The 16,405-nt window shown below is 72.5% G+C and carries 14 protein-coding genes, 1 tRNA gene and 1 pseudogene; 11 read left to right on the forward strand and 5 right to left on the reverse strand.

Annotated features, from left to right (window positions below):
* The coding region (locus tag G407_RS32425) for an extracellular solute-binding protein (protein WP_210163164.1) at positions 1 to 603 on the forward strand (603 nt) is incomplete at its 5' end.
* Positions 603 to 2,342 (forward strand): ABC transporter permease, encoded by a 1,740-nt coding sequence (locus G407_RS30030; RefSeq protein ID WP_210163165.1) that lies wholly within the window; start codon positions 603 to 605, stop codon positions 2,340 to 2,342. The genes G407_RS32425 and G407_RS30030, both read left to right, overlap by 1 nt.
* A gap of 250 nt (positions 2,343 to 2,592) precedes the next feature.
* Here the strand turns inward: G407_RS30030 and G407_RS0124730 are convergent, their stop codons facing one another.
* Positions 2,593 to 4,488 (reverse strand): AsmA family protein, encoded by a 1,896-nt coding sequence (locus G407_RS0124730; protein ID WP_169728837.1) that lies wholly within the window; start codon positions 4,486 to 4,488, stop codon positions 2,593 to 2,595.
* A 302-nt stretch (positions 4,489 to 4,790) separates the two neighbouring features.
* On the opposite strand from G407_RS0124730, the gene G407_RS0124735 reads away from it, so the two are divergent.
* The 3 genes from G407_RS0124735 (at position 4,791) to G407_RS0124745 (ending at position 6,307) form a co-directional block, all read left to right on the forward strand.
* Positions 4,791 to 5,186: a hypothetical protein gene (locus tag G407_RS0124735; protein WP_029032949.1), complete on the forward strand. Its 396-nt coding sequence runs from the start codon at positions 4,791 to 4,793 to the stop codon at positions 5,184 to 5,186.
* A 66-nt stretch (positions 5,187 to 5,252) separates the two neighbouring features.
* Complete coding sequence (locus G407_RS0124740; protein WP_029032950.1) at positions 5,253 to 6,092, forward strand: aldo/keto reductase; 840 nt, start codon at positions 5,253 to 5,255, stop codon at positions 6,090 to 6,092.
* Between the two features lie 141 nt (positions 6,093 to 6,233).
* Positions 6,234 to 6,307: transfer RNA gene (locus tag G407_RS0124745), tRNA-Gln, on the forward strand.
* A 114-nt stretch (positions 6,308 to 6,421) separates the two neighbouring features.
* On the opposite strand, the gene G407_RS0124750 is transcribed toward G407_RS0124745, so the two are convergent.
* Positions 6,422 to 7,540 (reverse strand): endonuclease/exonuclease/phosphatase family protein, encoded by a 1,119-nt coding sequence (locus G407_RS0124750; protein ID WP_052341876.1) that lies wholly within the window; start codon positions 7,538 to 7,540, stop codon positions 6,422 to 6,424.
* Positions 7,541 to 7,801: 261 nt separating this feature from the next.
* Between G407_RS0124750 and gmd the strand changes: the two genes are divergently transcribed.
* Positions 7,802 to 8,905, forward strand: a complete 1,104-nt coding sequence (gene gmd, locus G407_RS0124760; protein WP_029032958.1) for a GDP-mannose 4,6-dehydratase — start codon at positions 7,802 to 7,804, stop codon at positions 8,903 to 8,905.
* On the forward strand, positions 8,902 to 9,852 hold the full coding sequence (gene fcl / locus G407_RS0124765) for a GDP-L-fucose synthase (RefSeq protein ID WP_029032952.1): 951 nt from the start codon (positions 8,902 to 8,904) through the stop codon (positions 9,850 to 9,852). Before gmd ends, fcl begins: the two co-directional genes overlap by 4 nt.
* Before the next feature lie 12 nt (positions 9,853 to 9,864).
* Here the strand turns inward: fcl and G407_RS0124770 are convergent, their stop codons facing one another.
* The 3 genes from G407_RS0124770 to G407_RS0124780 all read right to left on the reverse strand — a co-directional run bounded on the left by G407_RS0124770 (position 9,865) and on the right by G407_RS0124780 (position 13,447).
* On the reverse strand, positions 9,865 to 11,400 hold the full coding sequence (locus G407_RS0124770; RefSeq protein WP_043540550.1) for a TRAP transporter large permease: 1,536 nt from the start codon (positions 11,398 to 11,400) through the stop codon (positions 9,865 to 9,867).
* Between the two features lie 23 nt (positions 11,401 to 11,423).
* Positions 11,424 to 11,990 (reverse strand): TRAP transporter small permease subunit, encoded by a 567-nt coding sequence (locus tag G407_RS0124775; protein WP_043540530.1) that lies wholly within the window; start codon positions 11,988 to 11,990, stop codon positions 11,424 to 11,426.
* 353 nt (positions 11,991 to 12,343) lie between these two features.
* The gene (locus tag G407_RS0124780; protein WP_029032955.1) at positions 12,344 to 13,447 is read right to left on the reverse strand and encodes a TRAP transporter substrate-binding protein; all 1,104 of its coding nucleotides are present in this window, start codon (positions 13,445 to 13,447) and stop codon (positions 12,344 to 12,346) included.
* A 330-nt stretch (positions 13,448 to 13,777) separates the two neighbouring features.
* On the opposite strand from G407_RS0124780, the gene G407_RS0124785 reads away from it, so the two are divergent.
* The 4 genes and pseudogenes from G407_RS0124785 to G407_RS31470 form a co-directional block, all read left to right on the forward strand.
* On the forward strand, positions 13,778 to 15,142 hold the full coding sequence (locus tag G407_RS0124785) for a formimidoylglutamate deiminase (protein WP_029032956.1): 1,365 nt from the start codon (positions 13,778 to 13,780) through the stop codon (positions 15,140 to 15,142).
* 3 nt (positions 15,143 to 15,145) lie between these two features.
* Entirely contained in the window at positions 15,146 to 15,895 is a 750-nt protein-coding gene (locus G407_RS0124790) for a histidine utilization transcriptional repressor HutC (RefSeq protein ID WP_029032957.1), read from the forward strand.
* A gap of 9 nt (positions 15,896 to 15,904) precedes the next feature.
* Positions 15,905 to 16,132: pseudogene (locus G407_RS32935) on the forward strand (cysteine peptidase family C39 domain-containing protein); the annotation flags it as partial.
* A gap of 172 nt (positions 16,133 to 16,304) precedes the next feature.
* A partial coding sequence (locus tag G407_RS31470) for a sugar phosphate nucleotidyltransferase (protein WP_156917723.1) occupies positions 16,305 to 16,405 on the forward strand: 101 nt, incomplete at its 3' end.

Raw genomic sequence — 16,405 nt, forward strand, 5'->3', positions numbered from 1 at the left:
CCGCAGACCTACGAGGCGCTGGCGGACGACGAGTGGGAGGGCCGCGTGCTCAGCCGCTCCTCGACGAACATCTACAGCCAGTCGCTGACCGGCTCGGTTCTCGCCGCGCTCGGCGAGGAGGCGACCGAGGCGTGGGCCCGCGGGCTCTCCGAGAACTTCGCCCGCGAGCCCCGCGGCGGCGACACCGACCAGATCCGCGCCGTGGCGGCGGGCGAGGGCGACATCGCGATCTCCAACACCTACTACCTCGGCAACCTGATCCGCTCGGAGAACCCCGAGGATCGTGCGGTGGCCGAAGAGATCTGCGTCGTCTTCCCGAACCAGGACGGCCGCGGCACCCACGTCAACATCTCCGGCGGCGGCGTCGCGGCGAACGCCCCGAACCCCGAGGCGGCCAAGCTCTTCCTCGAGTACCTCGCCTCGGACTCGGCGCAGCGCTACTTCGCCGAGGGCAACAGCGAGTACCCGGTCGTCGAGGGCGTGGCCGCCCCCGAATGGATCCAGACGCTGGGCGAGTTCCAGGAGGACGACCTCTCGGCCGAGACCTTCGCCCAGAACAACGCCGAGGCGCTCATGATCATGGATCGGGCCGGCTGGAAGTGATGCGTCGGACCGAGCCGGCGGCGGCGGGGGCGACCTCGGCCGCCGCCACGGGCATCGTGAAGGAAGGTTTCGCCCTCGCCGGGATGCGGCGGGGGCGAACCCGTTCGCGCGCCCCGCGCGCCCTCGTGGCCGCGACCGCGCTCGTCGCCGCGCTCGTCCTGCTGCCGATCCTGTCCGTCGCGTCGAGCCTGCTCTCCCCGCGCACGGACGTAATGGCGCACCTCGCCTCCACGATCCTGCCGGACCTCCTGACGAATACCGGCATCCTGGTGCTCGTCGTCGGGCTCGGCACGGTGTCGATCGGCGTCGTGAGCGCCTGGCTCGTGACCCAGTGCCGCTTCCCCTTCTCGCGCGCCTTCGTGTGGCTGCTGCTGCTGCCGCTCGCCATCCCGGGCTACATCATCGGCTACGCCTATGCCGACTTCCTGGCCTATGCGGGCCCGCTCCAGACGAGCCTGCGGGAGCTCTTCGGCTGGGCCACGCCACGCGATTACTGGTTTCCGAACGTCTACAATGTCTGGGGGGTGAGCGCGATGCTCACCTTCGTGCTCTACCCGTATGTCTACCTGCTCGCCCGCGCCGCCTTCCTGGAGCAGACGGCGAACGCCTTCGACGCCTCCCGCGCCCTCGGCCACGGGCCGTGGAGCGCCTTCTTCCGCGTCGCCCTGCCGCTGGCGCGGCCGGCGATCGCCGCGGGCGTCGCGCTCGCGCTGATGGAGGCGCTCGCCGACTTCGGCACGATGCAGTATTACGGCGTGCGCACCTTCACGACGGCGATCTACCGCACCTGGTTCGGCATGGGCGACCAGACCGCGGCGGCGCAGCTGGCGACGGGGCTCCTCGTCTTCGTGCTCGTGCTGATCGCGCTCGAGCTGCACGCGCGGGGCGCGCAGCGCTACACGCAGGTAGGCCGCGGCGCACGCAAGGCGCCGGCCTTCCGCCTGCGCGGCTGGCGCGCGGCGCTCGCCGTCGTCGCCTGTGCGCTGCCGGTGATCGCGGGCTTCGTCGCCCCGGTGCTCATCCTGGTGCGGCTCCACCTGATCGGCGGCGACCCGTTCATGAGCGAGCGGTTCTGGCGCTACGCGGCGAACTCGCTGACGCTCGCCGCCATGGCGGCGGTGCTGCTCGTCGGCGTGGCGATCCTGCTCGCCTACGCCACGCGCCTGTCGCAGGCCAGATCCCTGCGGGCGCTGGTGCGGGTCTCCACCATCGGCTACGCGGTGCCGGGGACGGTGGTCGCCGTGGGCGTGCTGGCGCCGCTCGGCGCCTTCGACAACGCGGTCGACGGCTTCTTCCGGGAGACGTTCGGCATCTCGACGGGGCTGATCCTGTCGGGGACGGTGGTGGCCGTGCTGTTCGCCTACCTGGTACGCTTCCTGGCCATCGCCTACGGCTCGGTCGAATCGGGTTTCCTCAAGATCTCCAGGACGATGGACGACGCCGCGCGAATGCTGGGCGAGACGCCCGGCGGCGTCGTCGCGCGCGTGCACGGCCCGCTCCTGCGCGGCTCGCTCGTCACCGCGGCGCTGATCGTCTTCGTCGACGTGCTCAAGGAGCTGCCCGCGACGCTGATCGTGCGGCCCTTCAACTTCGACACGCTGGCGGTGCGCGTCTACCAGCTCGCCTCCGACGAGCGCCTCGCCCAGGCGGCGACGGGTGCGCTCGCGATCGTCGCCGTGGGCATCCTGCCGGTGCTGCTGCTCATGCGCGTGATGGCGCGGGGCGAGAGCGCGCGGTGAGCCGACCTCCGGCGACGAACGGTCCGTGACGCGGCCCAGGCTCCTCCGGATCGGGGGAGGTGGGTCGTCGCGGAAGGAGATGAAGCCGGGGGATGCGCCGTGAGGCGTATTCGGCGAAGCCGGAACCGCACACTCCGGCGCCACGGCACCCCGCCCGGGCTCGCTCCGCTCGCCGTTCCCGCGCCGAGGAGGCGGGGAGCGGGTGGCCGCATGCGAGGGTCCCTGTCGAGGACGGATCCGCGCCCGGCCTCTACTGCTGCGCCGCCGGGGCGAAGGCGGGGATCGCAGGGTCCGGCGTCGGGGGCTCCGGAGCACCGAGCAGGAGCCGCGCGGCCCCCGAACGCTGGATCAGCGCCTTGGCGTCCGGCACCAGCGCGACGTCCGTCAGCGGGCCGCGGAAGGCGAAGGTGAGGGCGGAGATCAGGTTGTCGTCGCCCACCGGCGTGACGCTCTCGACCGCGGCCTTGGCGTCGATGCGCCGCGCGGCGAGCGAGACGGTGCCCTCCAGCATGCCGGCGAGCTGCGGGCTCTCGAAGCCGGCATCGACGATGCGGCCGACGCCGTCCTCCACCTCGAGGCGCGCGATGGCGCTCGAGAAGGGCGTGCGCCCGCTGCGCAGGGTGCGCGTGGCGGTGAGCGGCTGGCGCTCGAAGCGTCTCAGCGCCTCCGCGAGATCGACGCCCGCGAACTCGCCCGCGCCGACCTCCACCACGATGGCGCCCTGGAGCGCGCCCAGCAGCGCGTCCGCGTCGACGCCGGTGCCGATCAGCGCGATCTCGCTCGTCGCCGAGCCGGCGATCCAGGCCGAGCCGAGCGCGCGCCCGAGCGCGCCGAGATCGACGCGCGTCCCTTCGGCTTCCAGCCGCATCTCGACGCCCGTCGGCGCGTCCGCGAGGGCGAAGCGCCCGCGGATCTCGCCGCCGGCGAGGCCGGCGCGGGAGACCGTGGTCTCGATGCGCCCCGCATTGACCAGCACGCTCATCGCCACCTCGGCGAGGCGCACCGCTCCGATTCGCGCCTCGCTCGCCGAGAGGCGCAGGTCGAGGTCGGCGGCCGTGTGCTGCGAGAGCGTCAGCGGCACCCGGCGCAGGGGCGAAGCCGGATCGCTCGCCTCGAGGACGGGCGCGGCGAAGCGGGTGAGGTCGAGGGTCGTGGCCGCGAGGGTGCCGCTGATGCCGAGGCGACCCTCCGCGAGGCGGGCGGTGATCGCGCCCTCGAGCGGCGCGCCGCCGAGCCCGAGCCTGAGCGCGGAGAAGGAGAGCGTGCGCCCCACGCCGTTCGCCTCGCCCTCCAGCGAGAGCGGCCCGACGAGGGGACCGAGCGGCAGCCGCGCGCCGGTCCAGGCCAGGACCTCGCGGGCGGCGCGGCTCTCGAAGGAGACGGTGCCCGTCAGCCAGGGGCTGTCGCGGCCGGTGGCGACGCTGCCCGCGATGGCGAGGCGGCCGAGGCGACCGGACAGGTGCACGTCGATCGGGCTGCGCTTGCCTGCGACGAGCGCGGACGGGTCGAGCTGCGAGAGCGCGATCGAGATCGCCTCGCCGCGCACCGCGGCCGAGCCGGAAAGCGAGACGGGACCTCGACCGTTCGGCCAGGAGAGCGTGAGGTCGGCATCGCGGATCACCTCGCGGCGGCTCGCGCCGGCGTCGGTGTAGACGATCGTCGCGTCGACGAGGCCGATCGCGTCGACGAGGGAGCCTCCGGCGTCGCCGAGCCGCGCCGACAGCCGGGCGAGCGCGCCGTCCCAGGGCGAGCGGCCCTCCGAATCCATCGGCACGACGATCCGCGACTGGGCGAGGGAGACCTCGGTCAGCCGGATGCGGCCGAGGACGAGCGGGCCCCAGGCGAGCCGGCCCCGGAGCGCGCCGCCTTCGATCAGCGGCGTGCCGGCGGCGTCGGCGAGCCGGACGTCCTCGAACTTCACCCGCGGCGAGGGCAGGAACGCGACCGTCGTGCGGCCGGCGACCGGCAGGGAGAGGCCGAGCTCACGCTCCAGCTGGTGCTCGACGGCCGCGCGCAGCGCATCGGAGGAGACCGTCCACGGTGCGACCGCCAGGACGAACCCGGCGAGGACGAGGACCCCGACGACGCAGACGATCGCCCGCGCCTTCAGGGACAGTCTCTCGCGCATGGGAGGTGTGTGGCGCATGCCGAACCGGGTCTCGCAGGCGGGTGCTCGTGGCGATGGGGCCCTCTCGGCGGAGAGGAGCCCGTGAACGATCGCGCGACGGGCGCGCCACGCTTTCTTAACCAGTCGAGGCCGTGTTCCGAAAGCCCCGCGTGCGACTTGCTCGCCCGAAAACGCGGCGATCGTACGGCAGAGCGCCCGATGGTCCGCCCGGCGGAGGGAACGTCGCGTGGCGCTCGCTCGTTTGCGCCGGATCAAGGCGGCGCGTGCACGCGCGTGCTCGTCTGTGCGTCCCATCCGACCGACAGACGGGAAGCAGCGTCATGAGTCTCCCCCACAACTTCAAGCGAATCACCCTCCACCTCGCCCGCAGCCACGATCATCCCAACGGATCCGCGCGACACGGCTACGACATCGTCGCCCCGCTCGACGCCGACGGGCGCATCGACCCGGATGCCTGGCGGTCGCGCCGGGACGTCTGCCGCGTGCGCCGGTTCTGGAGCGGCGAGGAGGACCAGGTCGGCCATCTCGTCCACCGCGCCGGCGGCAAGGGCGGCCACACCTGGATCTTCGACTACGACCCGGATCGCGAGGACGACGACGAGGCCGCCTTCCGTCTCGGCGACCACGTCCTGCAGATCGGGGAGTACGTCTCGATCAAGGACGACATGGACGAGATGCACACGTTCCGCGTCGTCTCGGTGATCAACGCCGACTGACCCGCGCCGGCGGTCCGCGCCGCGGCTCCGTCGGCGTCCCCCACGCACGCGCGAGAGGAGCCGCCGATGCCCGCGATCAGGACCGTCACCCTGCCCGACGGCACGCCCGTCCCCGCCCTTGGGCAGGGGACGTGGCGCATGGGCGAGGATCGCTCGCGGCGCGCCGACGAGGTCCGCGCGCTGAGGCTCGGCCTGGACCTGGGCATGACGCTCGTCGACACCGCCGAGATGTACGGCTCCGGCGGCGCCGAGGAGGTCGTCGGCGAGGCGATCGACGGGCGGCGCGACGCGGTGTTCCTCGTCTCCAAGGTCTACCCGCACAACGCCGATCGCGAGGGGGTGCGCGCGGCCTGCGCACGCTCCCTCGCGCGGCTCGGGGTCGAGCGGCTCGACCTCTACCTGCTGCACTGGCGCGGCGACGTCCCGCTCTCCGAGACGCTCGCGGGATTCCGCGATCTGCTCGAGGAGGGGCGGATCGCGCGCTTCGGCGTGAGCAACTTCGACACGGAGGACATGGAGGAGCTCTGGGGCCTGCCCGGCGGCGAGGCCTGCGCGACGAACCAGGTGCTCTACAACGTGACGGAGCGCGGGCCCGAATACGACCTCCTGCCGGCCCTCCGGGCGCGCGGCGTGCCGATGATGGCCTACAGCCCGGTGGGGCAGGGGAGCCTGCCGGAGCGCGCGCTGGCGGGCATCGCGGAGAAGCACGGCGCGAGCCCGCACCGGGTCGCGCTCGCCTTCGTGCTGTCGCGCCCGGGCACGATCGCGATCCCGAAGGCCGTGGGCGAGGCGCACCTGCGCGACAACCGCGCGGCGCTCGACCTCGCCTTCGACGACGCGGATCGCGCGACGCTCGACCGGCTCTTCCCGCCGCCGCGCAGGCGCACGCCGCTCGCGATGATCTGACCGAGGGGCGCGCGGCGTGCGCGGAACGTCGAAAGGGGCTGGACAAGCGCCGGCACCCCCGCTATCTAGCCGCCATTCGCCGATCGGAACCGGGCTGCGGCCCGCGCGTTGCCACGGCGGAGGCGGCGACGCCATCCCTGCTGGGGGATAGTTTAACGGTAGAACCGCGGACTCTGACTCCGCTAGTCCTGGTTCGAATCCAGGTCCCCCAGCCACTTCTCCTGCCAGCTCTCCACGTCCAGCTTTGTCCCGGTCGATGCGTTCGGTCCGCGAGGACGCGTTCGGCTCCCGGCACGACTCGCTCGAGAGCGGACCGACCGCCGCCGGGGTCAGGAGCCGCTCTCTCCTCGGAGCGCCCGAGCCGCCTCGATCGCCGTGCGGGCTTCCTCGAGATCGCCCTGCTCCAGCGCCGGAGCGGCCTGGCGGGCGCCGGCGCCGGGATCGCGGCAGAGATCGGCCAGCACGGGGTAGTGGTCCGACCCGAAATCCGGCAGCACCTCCAGTTCGGCGAGCGTGAACCCGTCCTGCGCCAGGACCTGGTCGAGCGGCCAGCTGACGAGCAGGCTGCCGGTCATGAACGTGGGTCGCCAGCCGCGCCCCACCCGCGGGTCGAGCAGGCCGCCGATGCGCAGCGCACGACGCATCGTGCGCTCCCACGGCACCGCGTTGAAGTCTCCGGCAAGGATCGCCGGCGCTTCGCCGTCGTGGACCTCGAGCGCGACCGAGAGGAGGTGCGCGTCGCGCATGGTCGTCGGCTGGGACCACGCGAGCGGCGGGCGCGGGTGCATTCCGTAGAACTGGACCGTCTCGCCGCTCGCGAGAGCGAGCCCGGTCGTGAGCGTCGGGGTGCCCGAGCCGAACAGGTCGACGAAGCGCGGCTCGACGAACGGCCGGTGCGAGAAGGCGTGCATCCCGAAGGCGGCATCCTCGGGAATCGACTGCACACGATGCGGGAAGCGCATGTCGAGGGGCTGCAGGGCGTCGTCCCAGAAGGCGTCCGTCTCCATGACGAGGAGCACGTCCGGTGCCGTGTCCGCGACGAGATCGAGGAACGGACCCGGCTCCTCGTGGCTCTCCTGGACGTTCGCGATCATGATCCGCAGCCGCCTGTCCGGCGTGCACGTCCCCGCGATCATCGCCTCGTCCATGAACGAGGCGTAGGGATGGAGACGGTAGAGGTGGTAGCCGGCGCCTGCGAGGCCGAGCACGACGCCCGCCCAGACGACCGCGCCGCGGCGCGGCGCGACGACGGGATAGAGCAGGACGAGGATCGCGAGCGCGATCAGGAGCTGCACGCGGGCGAAGTCCAGCGATCGGATCCACCACGCGTTCGTCTCCACCAACGGCAGCAGCGACGCGCCCGCCGCGAGCAGGAGGAGCGGCAGCACGATCCAGGTCGCGACGATCCCGCGCCGTCCGGCGCGAGGGGATGATGCGGGCTCGGGCATGATAGGTCTCCTGCGGTCCCCCGTCGCGAAAGATCGCGCACGGGCGGTGGTTCCGTGGGACGGGCGCGGCGGCCTCGGGTGCCCCGCACGTCTCGAGCCCGCGCGTCGGCGATGTCGTCGACCTTCCGTTCAGCATTGGCGTGCCAAAGTCGGGCCGCGCGGCGGCGAGCGCTCGGCACGCGTGCCGAGCGCCGTACGCAGCGGAACCTCACGCTGGACGGGTGCGCCGCCGGCCGCGGTGCGGCGGCGACGCCGACGGAGATGCAGATGAGCAAGGTCGCCCTGATCACGGGCATCACGGGGCAGGACGGGGCGTACCTCGCCGAGCTGCTCCTCGACAAGGGCTACAGGGTCCACGGCGTCAAGCGACGGTCCTCCTCGTTCAACACGGGCCGGATCGACCACCTCTACAAGGACCCGCACGAGCCCGACTCGCGCTTCTTCCTCCACTACGGCGACCTGACCGACGCCACGAACCTCATCCGCGTCATCGCCGAGGTCCGGCCGACGGAGATCTACAATCTCGCGGCGCAGAGCCACGTGCAGGTGAGCTTCGAGACGCCGGAATACACCGCGAACTCGGACGCGCTCGGGACGCTGCGCCTGCTCGAGGCGATCCGCATCCTCGGCCTGGAGAAGACCACGCGCTTCTACCAGGCCTCGACGTCGGAGCTCTACGGCAAGGTGCAGGCGGTGCCGCAGGACGAGACGACGCCGTTCTACCCACGCTCGCCCTACGCGGCGGCGAAGATCTACGCCTACTGGATCACGGTGAACTACCGTGAGGCCTACGGCATGCACGCCTCGAACGGCATCCTGTTCAACCACGAGAGCCCGCTGCGCGGCGAGACCTTCGTCACGCGCAAGATCTCCCGCGCCGTGGCCGCGATCGCGCTCGGCGTGCAGGACCGGCTCTTCATCGGCAACCTCGACGCCCGGCGCGACTGGGGCCATGCGCGCGAGTACGTCGAGGGGATGTGGCGCATCCTCCAGCAGGCCGAGCCGGACGACTACGTCCTCGCCACGGGCGAGACCAACACGGTGCGCGCCTTCGTCGAGCGCGCCTTCGCCCGTGTCGGCATCGCCATCGCCTGGGAGGGGACGGGCGTCGCCGAGGAGGGGCGCGACGCCGCCACGGGCCGGGTGCTCGTGAGCATCGATCCGCGCTACTTCCGGCCCACGGAGGTCGATCTCCTCCTCGGGAACCCGGCGAAGGCCAAGGCCAAGCTGGGCTGGGAGCACCGGATCGGCTTCGGGCAGCTGGTGGACGAGATGGTGGACGCGGACGTCGCCCTCCTCGAGGCGAGCCTTTCCTCGCGGGGCGGGACGACGGGCCGCGACGAGCGGGCGGGGCGAGGCGCATGAGCCATTCGCTGGAGAACAAGCGCATCTGGGTCACGGGCCATCGCGGCATGGTCGGCTCGGCCATCGTCCGGCGCCTCGCGGCCGACGGGCACGACGCTCTCGTCGCCGGCCGCGAGGTCGTCGACCTGCGCGACCAGGGGCAGGTCCGGTCCTTCGTCGCGCGGGAGCGGCCCGACGTCGTCGTGGTCGCCGCGGCCAAGGTGGGCGGCATCCACGCCAACGACACCTATCCCGCGGACTTCCTGTACGAAAACCTGATGATCGCCTCGAACGTCGTCGAGGCGGCCCACGCCAACGACGTCGAGCGGCTGCTCTTCCTCGGCTCGTCGTGCATCTACCCGCGGCTCGCGCCGCAGCCGATCTCGGAGGACGCGCTGCTCACGGGGCCGCTCGAGGCGACGAACGAGTGGTACGCGATCGCCAAGATCGCCGGGCTCAAGCTCTGCCAGGCCTATCGCCGCCAGCACGGGCGCGACTACATCGCCTGCCAGCCGACGAACCTCTACGGGCCCAACGACAACTTCGACCTCACGACCTCGCACGTCCTCCCCGCGCTCCTGCGCAAGGCGCACGAGGCGAAGGTCCGCGGGGCGCAGTCCTTCGAGGTGTGGGGGTCGGGCACGCCGCGGCGGGAGTTCCTGCACGTCGACGATCTCGCCGACGCCTGCCTCTACCTGCTGCGCCACTACAGCGGAGCCGAGCCGCTCAACGTCGGCTGGGGCGAGGACCTGACGATCGCGGAGGTCGCGGGCATGATCAAGCGGGTCGTCGGGTTCGAGGGCGAGATCGTGTTCGACCGCTCGAAGCCGGACGGCACGCCGCGCAAGCTGCTCGACACGGCACGGATCAACGCGCTCGGCTGGCGCCCGCGCATCGGCCTCGAGGAGGGGCTGCGGGGCTACTACGACTGGTTCCTCGCGCACGAGGGCGGCTCGCTGCGCGCCTGAGCGGCGGCGCCCTCAGAACAGCAGATCCGGCAGCGCCGTCGCGATCTGCGGGAACAGCCAGACGAGGGCGACGCCGAGCGCCTGGAGGCCGATGTAGGGCGCGACCCCCCGGTAGATGTCGCCCGTCGTGATCTCCGGCGGCGCGGCGCCGCGCAGGTAGAACAGCGAGAAGCCGAAGGGCGGGGTGAGGAACGAGGTCTGCAGGTTGATCGCGATCAGGACCGAGAGCCAGATCGGGTCGAAGCCCATCAAGAGCAGCGCCGGCGCCACGATCGGCAGGATGATCACCGAGATCTCGACGAAGTCGAGGAAGAAGCCGAGCAGGAAGATCACGCCCATCGTGAACAGGAGCGCGGCGGTCGGGCCGCCGGGCATCGCCTCGAGCAGGCCCTCGACGCGCAGGTCGCCCCCGAGGCCGCGGAAGACGAGGGTGAAGATCGTCGCGCCGATCAGGGTGGCGAAGATCATCGCCGTGACGGAGGTGGCGCCCATGGCGATGTCGCGGGTCACGCCGGCGCGGGCGAGGCGGCGCACGGCGGAGACCACGCCCCACAGTGCGACGAGGCACAGGAGCGCGGCCAGCGCCGCGAGCGCGAGATCGAGCGCCGTCGCGTCCGAGCGCTGGGGGCGGATCGTCGTCGCCGAGGCCAGCACCACGATGGCGACGATCGCGGCGATGGCCGCGTGGTAGGGCGCGCGCTCGCTCGGCTTCGAGAGGCGGATCGCCGCGAGCAGCAGCGCGCCGACCGCGCCGACGGCCGCGGCCTCGGTCGGTGTCGCGACGCCGCCGAGGATCGAGCCGAGGACGGCGACGATCAGCGCGATCGGCATCACGAGCACGGTGGCGAAGCGCACGAGGTCGAAGGGCGCGTCGGCGGCGCGCGGCATGGCCGGCGCGATCCGCGGCTGGAGCAGCGCGCGCACCAGGATGAAGACGACGTAGAGCACGAACAGCATCAGTCCCGGCAGGAGCGCGGCGGCGAAGGTCTCGCCGACACTGATCGTCTCCACAGAGAACTTCCCCTCCCGGAACTGCGCCTGCTGGTAGGCGGACGACATCACCTCCGAGAGGATGATCAGCATCGTCGAGGGCGGGATGATCTGGCCGAGCGTGCCGGCGGTGCACACGGTGCCCGCCGAGAAGGCGCGGTCGTAGCCGTTGGCGAGCATCGCCGGCAGCGCGATCATCGCCATGGCGACGACGGTCGCCCCCACGATGCCGGTGGAGGCGGCGAGCAGCGCGCCCACGGTCATCACCGAGACCCCGAGCCCGCCGCGCAGGCCGCCGAAGAGCCGGCCCATCTCGACGAGCAGGTCCTCGGCGAGCTTCGACTTCTCCAGGATCACGCCCATCGCCACGAAGAGCGGGATGGCGATCAGCGTCTGGTTGGTGATGATGCCGAAGATGCGCTGCGCGAGCGCCCGCAGCAGGCCGAGGTCGAAGGCGCCGAGCGCCCAGCCGAGATAGGCGAACAGGATCGCGACGCCCGCCAGCGTGAAGGCGACGGGAAAGCCGATCAGGATCGCGCCGCACAGGGCGGCGAACATGACGAGGTCGAGGTTCTCGGCGATCACCGGAGCGCTCCGGCGGCGGTGCGCTCGGGCAGGGGCGTGCCGGTGAGCGCGAGATGGCCGGCGCGCAGGATCATCGCGACGCCCTGGAGGCCGACGACGAGGCAGAAGGCGGGTACCAGCGTCTTCAGCAGGAAGGAGGCGGGGATGCCGCCCACCGAGATCGCGCCCTCGAGCACGGACCACGAATTGCGCACGCTCGGCCAGGAATAGTACGCCAGCACCACGAGCGGGGGCATCAGCAGGACGAGGCCGCCGACGAGGTCGATCCACGCCTTGCCGCGCGGCCCCAGCCGTCCGTAGAGCACGTCGACCCGCACGTGGCCGTCGATCAGGAGCGTGTAGCCCGCCGCGAGCATGAACAGGAACGCGTGCATGTAGAGCACGCCCTCCTGCAGCATCATGTGGCTGAAGCCGAAGAGGTAGCGCAGCAGGACGACGGTGAACTGCAGGAGCACCATCGCCAGCACGAGCACGCCGACCGCGCGCCCCAGCGCGGCGTTGACGCGCTCGAGGCCGGCGACGATCGCGGCGAGACGAGAGCGGCGCGGCGGGGCGGGGCTCATCGCGCGCGTTCTCCTTCCCTGTAGGGGAAGGTGGCCCGACGCGAAGCGGCGGGACGGATGGGGCACGCCGACGGCGTGTTCCGCGAAGCGGAAATCGGGCTCCACTGCATCGTCCAATTCTGCGCCGTCCAGCCCTGCACATTTTCGGCTTCGCCGAGCGCGCGTTCCGCGCGCCCCATCCGTCTCGGCTTCGCCGAGCCACCTTCCCCTACAGGGAAGGAGAACGTTCGGCGCCCGCTCGCGTCCACGCCGAGCCGATTTTCAATCATCTGCGATCGCCCTGCACTCGAGACGGGGAGAGGTGCACGCCGCCTCCCGCACGGTGCGGGTAGGCGGCGTGCATGCCCGGCCGGTCAGCTCGGGTAGCTGTAGTCGAGCGCGCGGGCGTTCATCTGGCCGTTGTCGGAGTAGGTCTTGTACTCCGCCACCAGGTTCCGGTAGGCGAGATAGCTCTCGACGATGCGGCGCACGAGCTCGTCGTCGTCCTCGCGCAGCTCCGAGATCACCTCGCCGGCGGCGTTGCCCATCGCGACCATCACGTCCTGCGGCAGCTGCCGCACGACGACGTCCTTGGTCTCGACGAGCTCCTTCAGGGCCATCGCGTGCTTGGTCGTGTACTCGGTGAGCACCGGGTTGTAGAGCGACTCGCAGGCGTAGGCGACGGCCTGCCTGAGGTCGTCCGGCAGCTCCTCGTAGGCGGCGGCGTTGATGCCGCATTCCTCCGCCGAGGAGGGCTCGCCGACGCCGGGCCAGTAGTAGTTCTTGGCGACCTGGTACATGCCCAGCGCCGAGTCGGACCACGGGCCGATGAACTCGCCGGCGTCGAGCGTGCCGGCCTGGAGCGCCTGGAACATCTCCGGCCCGCTCATCGCCTGCACCGCCATGCCGATGCGCGAGGCCATCGCCGAGGCGAGCCCCGTGGTGCGGTAGCGCAGGCCCTTGAGGTCGTCGATGGAGTTGATCTCGGTGCGGAACCAGCCCGCGAACTGCGGCCCGGAATTGCCGCACAGGAAAGGCTTGAGGCCGAAGCGGGCGTACATCTCGTCGTAGAGCGCCTGGCCGCCGCCATGCACCATCCAGCCGATCTGCTCGTCCGCCGTGAGGCCGAAGGGCTGCGACCCGAACAGCTCGATGCCGCGGGACTTCGCGCCCCAATAGGCCGGAACCGCGTGGTAGAGCTGCGCCGTGCCCTCGGAGACCGCGTCGAAGACGCCGCGGCCCGGCACGAGCTCGCCGGCCGCGTAGAGCCGCACCTCGATGCGCCCGCCCGAGAGCGCCTGGATGCGGTCCGCCAGCATCTGGGCGGCGACGCCGGGCCCGGGAAGGTTCTTCGGCCAGGCGGTGACCATGGTCCACTGGCGCACGCCCTGCGCGATCGCCGGCGCGGCGAGGCCCGTTGCGGCCGTGCCCGCGGCGGCCGCGAGGCCGGCGCTCTTGAGGAAATCGCGTCTCTTCATCGTCCCGTCTCCCATTCTATCGTCGGCTGGTGGGCGTGGTCGTTCCGCTGCCGTGTGCCGGCAGTCTTCCCGTCGCGCGGGGCGCGCGATCGATGGCGGTGAGGCGTGGCGCGGGGAGGAGGCGAGGGCGATCCTGCGGCATCGTGCGCGCTCCTGCGGCGGTGGGTGTCGCGCCTGCACGGTTCGCGGCCGATCCCGGCCGGTCTCGGCGGCACGCTCGACCCGGCGGCCCCTAATGTCTATACATAAGCAGCGCCGTTCGCGGCTGTCCAGCGGCCGGCGGCGAACGGACGCGAGGACCCGGGAAAGAACCGGAGAGAGGACCGACCCATGCGTGCGCTCGTCTTCGACTACGCCCTCACGCCCGACGGCTGGGCCCGCGACGTCGGCGTCGACGTCGAGGGCGGGACGATTCGCGCGGTGGTGCCCGGCGCCGAGACGCGTGGGCGCGAGCGGGTGCCGGGCGTGGCGCTGCCGGGGATGCCGAACCTGCATTCGCACACGTTCCAGCGTGCGATGGCCGGCCTCTCCGAGACCCGCGGGCCGACGGACGACAGCTTCTGGACCTGGCGCCGGGTGATGTACGCCTTCCTGGGCAGCCTCGACCCCGACGACATCGAGGCGATCGCGGCCTACGCCTTCCTCGAGATGCTGGAGAGCGGCTTCACGGCGGTGGCCGAGTTCCACTATCTGCACCACGATCCGCAGGGGCGCGCCTACGCCGAGCGCGCCGAGCTGGCGCAGCGCATCGTCGCCGCCGCCGGCGAGGTCGGGATCGGCCTCACGCTCCTGCCGGTGCACTACGCGCAGGGCGGATTCGGCGCCGCGCCGCCGGAGCACGGCCAGCGCCGCTTCGTCGACGACGTCGAGGGGCTGATGCGCATCGTCGAGGGCGTGCGCCCCGCGCTCGCGGCCCTGCCGAATGCGCGCCTGGGCATCGCGCCGCATTCCCTGCGGGCGACGACGCCCGAGAGCCTGGGGGCGCTGCTCGCCGCCAATCCGGAAGGGCCGGTCCACATCCATGTCGCCGAGCAGGTGAAGGAGGTCGAGGACTGCCTCGCCTGGTCGGGCGCGCGCCCGGTCGCCTGGCTCCTCGACAACGCGCCGGTCGACGCGCGCTGGTGCCTGATCCACGCGACCCATCTCGACGCCTCCGAGCAGGCGCGGCTCGCGGCGTCGGGGGCGGTGGCGGGGCTCTGCCCGATCACCGAGGCCAATCTCGGCGACGGCGTCTTCCCTGCCGCCGAGGTCCTCGGCGCGGGCGGCCGCTTCGGGGTCGGCACGGATTCGAACGTCGAGATCTCCGCTTTCGGCGAGCTGCGCCAGCTCGAGTACGGCCAGAGGCTGACGCGGCGCGCGCGCAACGTGCTCGCCGGCGAGGCCGGCCGCTCGACGGGGCGGCGGCTGTGGGAAGGCGCGCTCGCCGGCGGGGCGCAGGCGCTCGGCTTGGCCGTCGGCGCGCTGGCGCCGGGGCTGCGGGCGGACGTCGTGACGCTCGACCTCGACCATCCGGACCTGTGCGGGCCCGTCGGTGACCGCAGCCTCGACACGGCGGTGTTCTGCCTTGGCCGCGCGGCGGTGCGCGACGTCCTGGTCGGGGGCGAGCGCGTGGTCGAGAACGGGCGCCATCGCGCGCGCGCGCGGGTCGCGGCGCGCTACGCCGCGCGCGTCGGCCGGCTCGCGGCCCTGGCCTGACGCGTGGACGCGCCCTCGTCCGCCGCGGCGTCCGCCCCCGCCTCGCTCAAGGCACGCATCCGCGCCGACATCGAGCGGCGGATCCACTCCGGCGAATGGCCGCCGGGGCATCGCCTGCCGACGGAGCGGGAGCTCACCGCGCAGTACGGCTGCGCACGCATGACGGTGAACGGCGCGCTCGCGGCGCTGGTCGAGGCGGGCTTCATCGAGCGCCGGCGCCGCGCCGGCAGCTTCGTGCGCCGCCCGCCGCTGCGCTCGGCGGCGCTCGAGATTCCCGACATCGCCGCGCAGGTGCGCGCCGGCGGCGAGGCGTATCGGCTCGAGCTGATGGAGCGCGTCGTCGGGCGGGCGACCGCGGCGGAGCGCGTCGACCTCTCGCTTGGCGCGGGCGCCCGCGTGCTGCGACTCGCCGCCCGCCACTTCGCCGACGGCGCGCCCATCGCCTACGAGGAGCGCCTGATCCCGCTCGACGCCGTGCCCGAGGCGGAGGCGGCGGATTTCGCGCGCGAGCCGCCGGGCTCGTGGCTGCTGCAGCGCGTGCCCTGGCACGAGGCGCAGAACGTCGTCTCCGCCGAGGCCGCCGACGCGCGCCTCGCCGCGCGGCTCGGTGTCCCCGAGGGCGCCGCGCTCCTCGTGGTCGAGCGCCGCACCTGGCGTGGGGGGCGCACGCTCACCCGGGTGCGGACCTGGCACCTGGGCGCCCGCCAGCGGGTAGTGGCGCGCTTCGGGCCGAGCGGCGCGCAGGGCGGCTGAGCGCGAGGGATGCCCCGGGCCGCTCGTCGCGCGTTCGGGGGCGAGCATAGGAAGAATGTGGCTCCCGACCCGCGGGAGATCGACGTCACGGCGCTACCGCTGCCCGCCATCCTGGACTGGCGCTTCAACCATTTCGTCGTCCTGGAGACGGTCACCCGCGCGGGCTCTGTCCTGCTCGACCCCGTGCTCGAGCGGCGGGTGGTGCACCGCGCGGAGATGGACCGCTCCTTCACGGGTCTCGTCCTGGCACGGGTCTCGTCCTGGCCCTCGCGCCGGGTGCACGCTTCGAGACGGGTGGCGCGCGCCCTCGGGCATGAGCTTGGCAGGCGACACCAGCGCGCGAAGCCGCGCTTGCTCTGTACGCGCTTCCGTGTGAGTGAGCGGCGAAGAGCCTCACGGAAGGTCGACGATGACACGCATCACCCCCCTGATCATGGCCGGCGGCGCCGGCACGCGGCTGTGGCCGGCCTCGCGCACGGGTGCGCCCAAGCAGTTCATCCAGCTGCTCGG

Origin of the sequence: Salinarimonas rosea DSM 21201 (assembly GCF_000429045.1) — a bacterium.
GTDB lineage: Bacteria > Pseudomonadota > Alphaproteobacteria > Rhizobiales > Beijerinckiaceae > Salinarimonas > Salinarimonas rosea.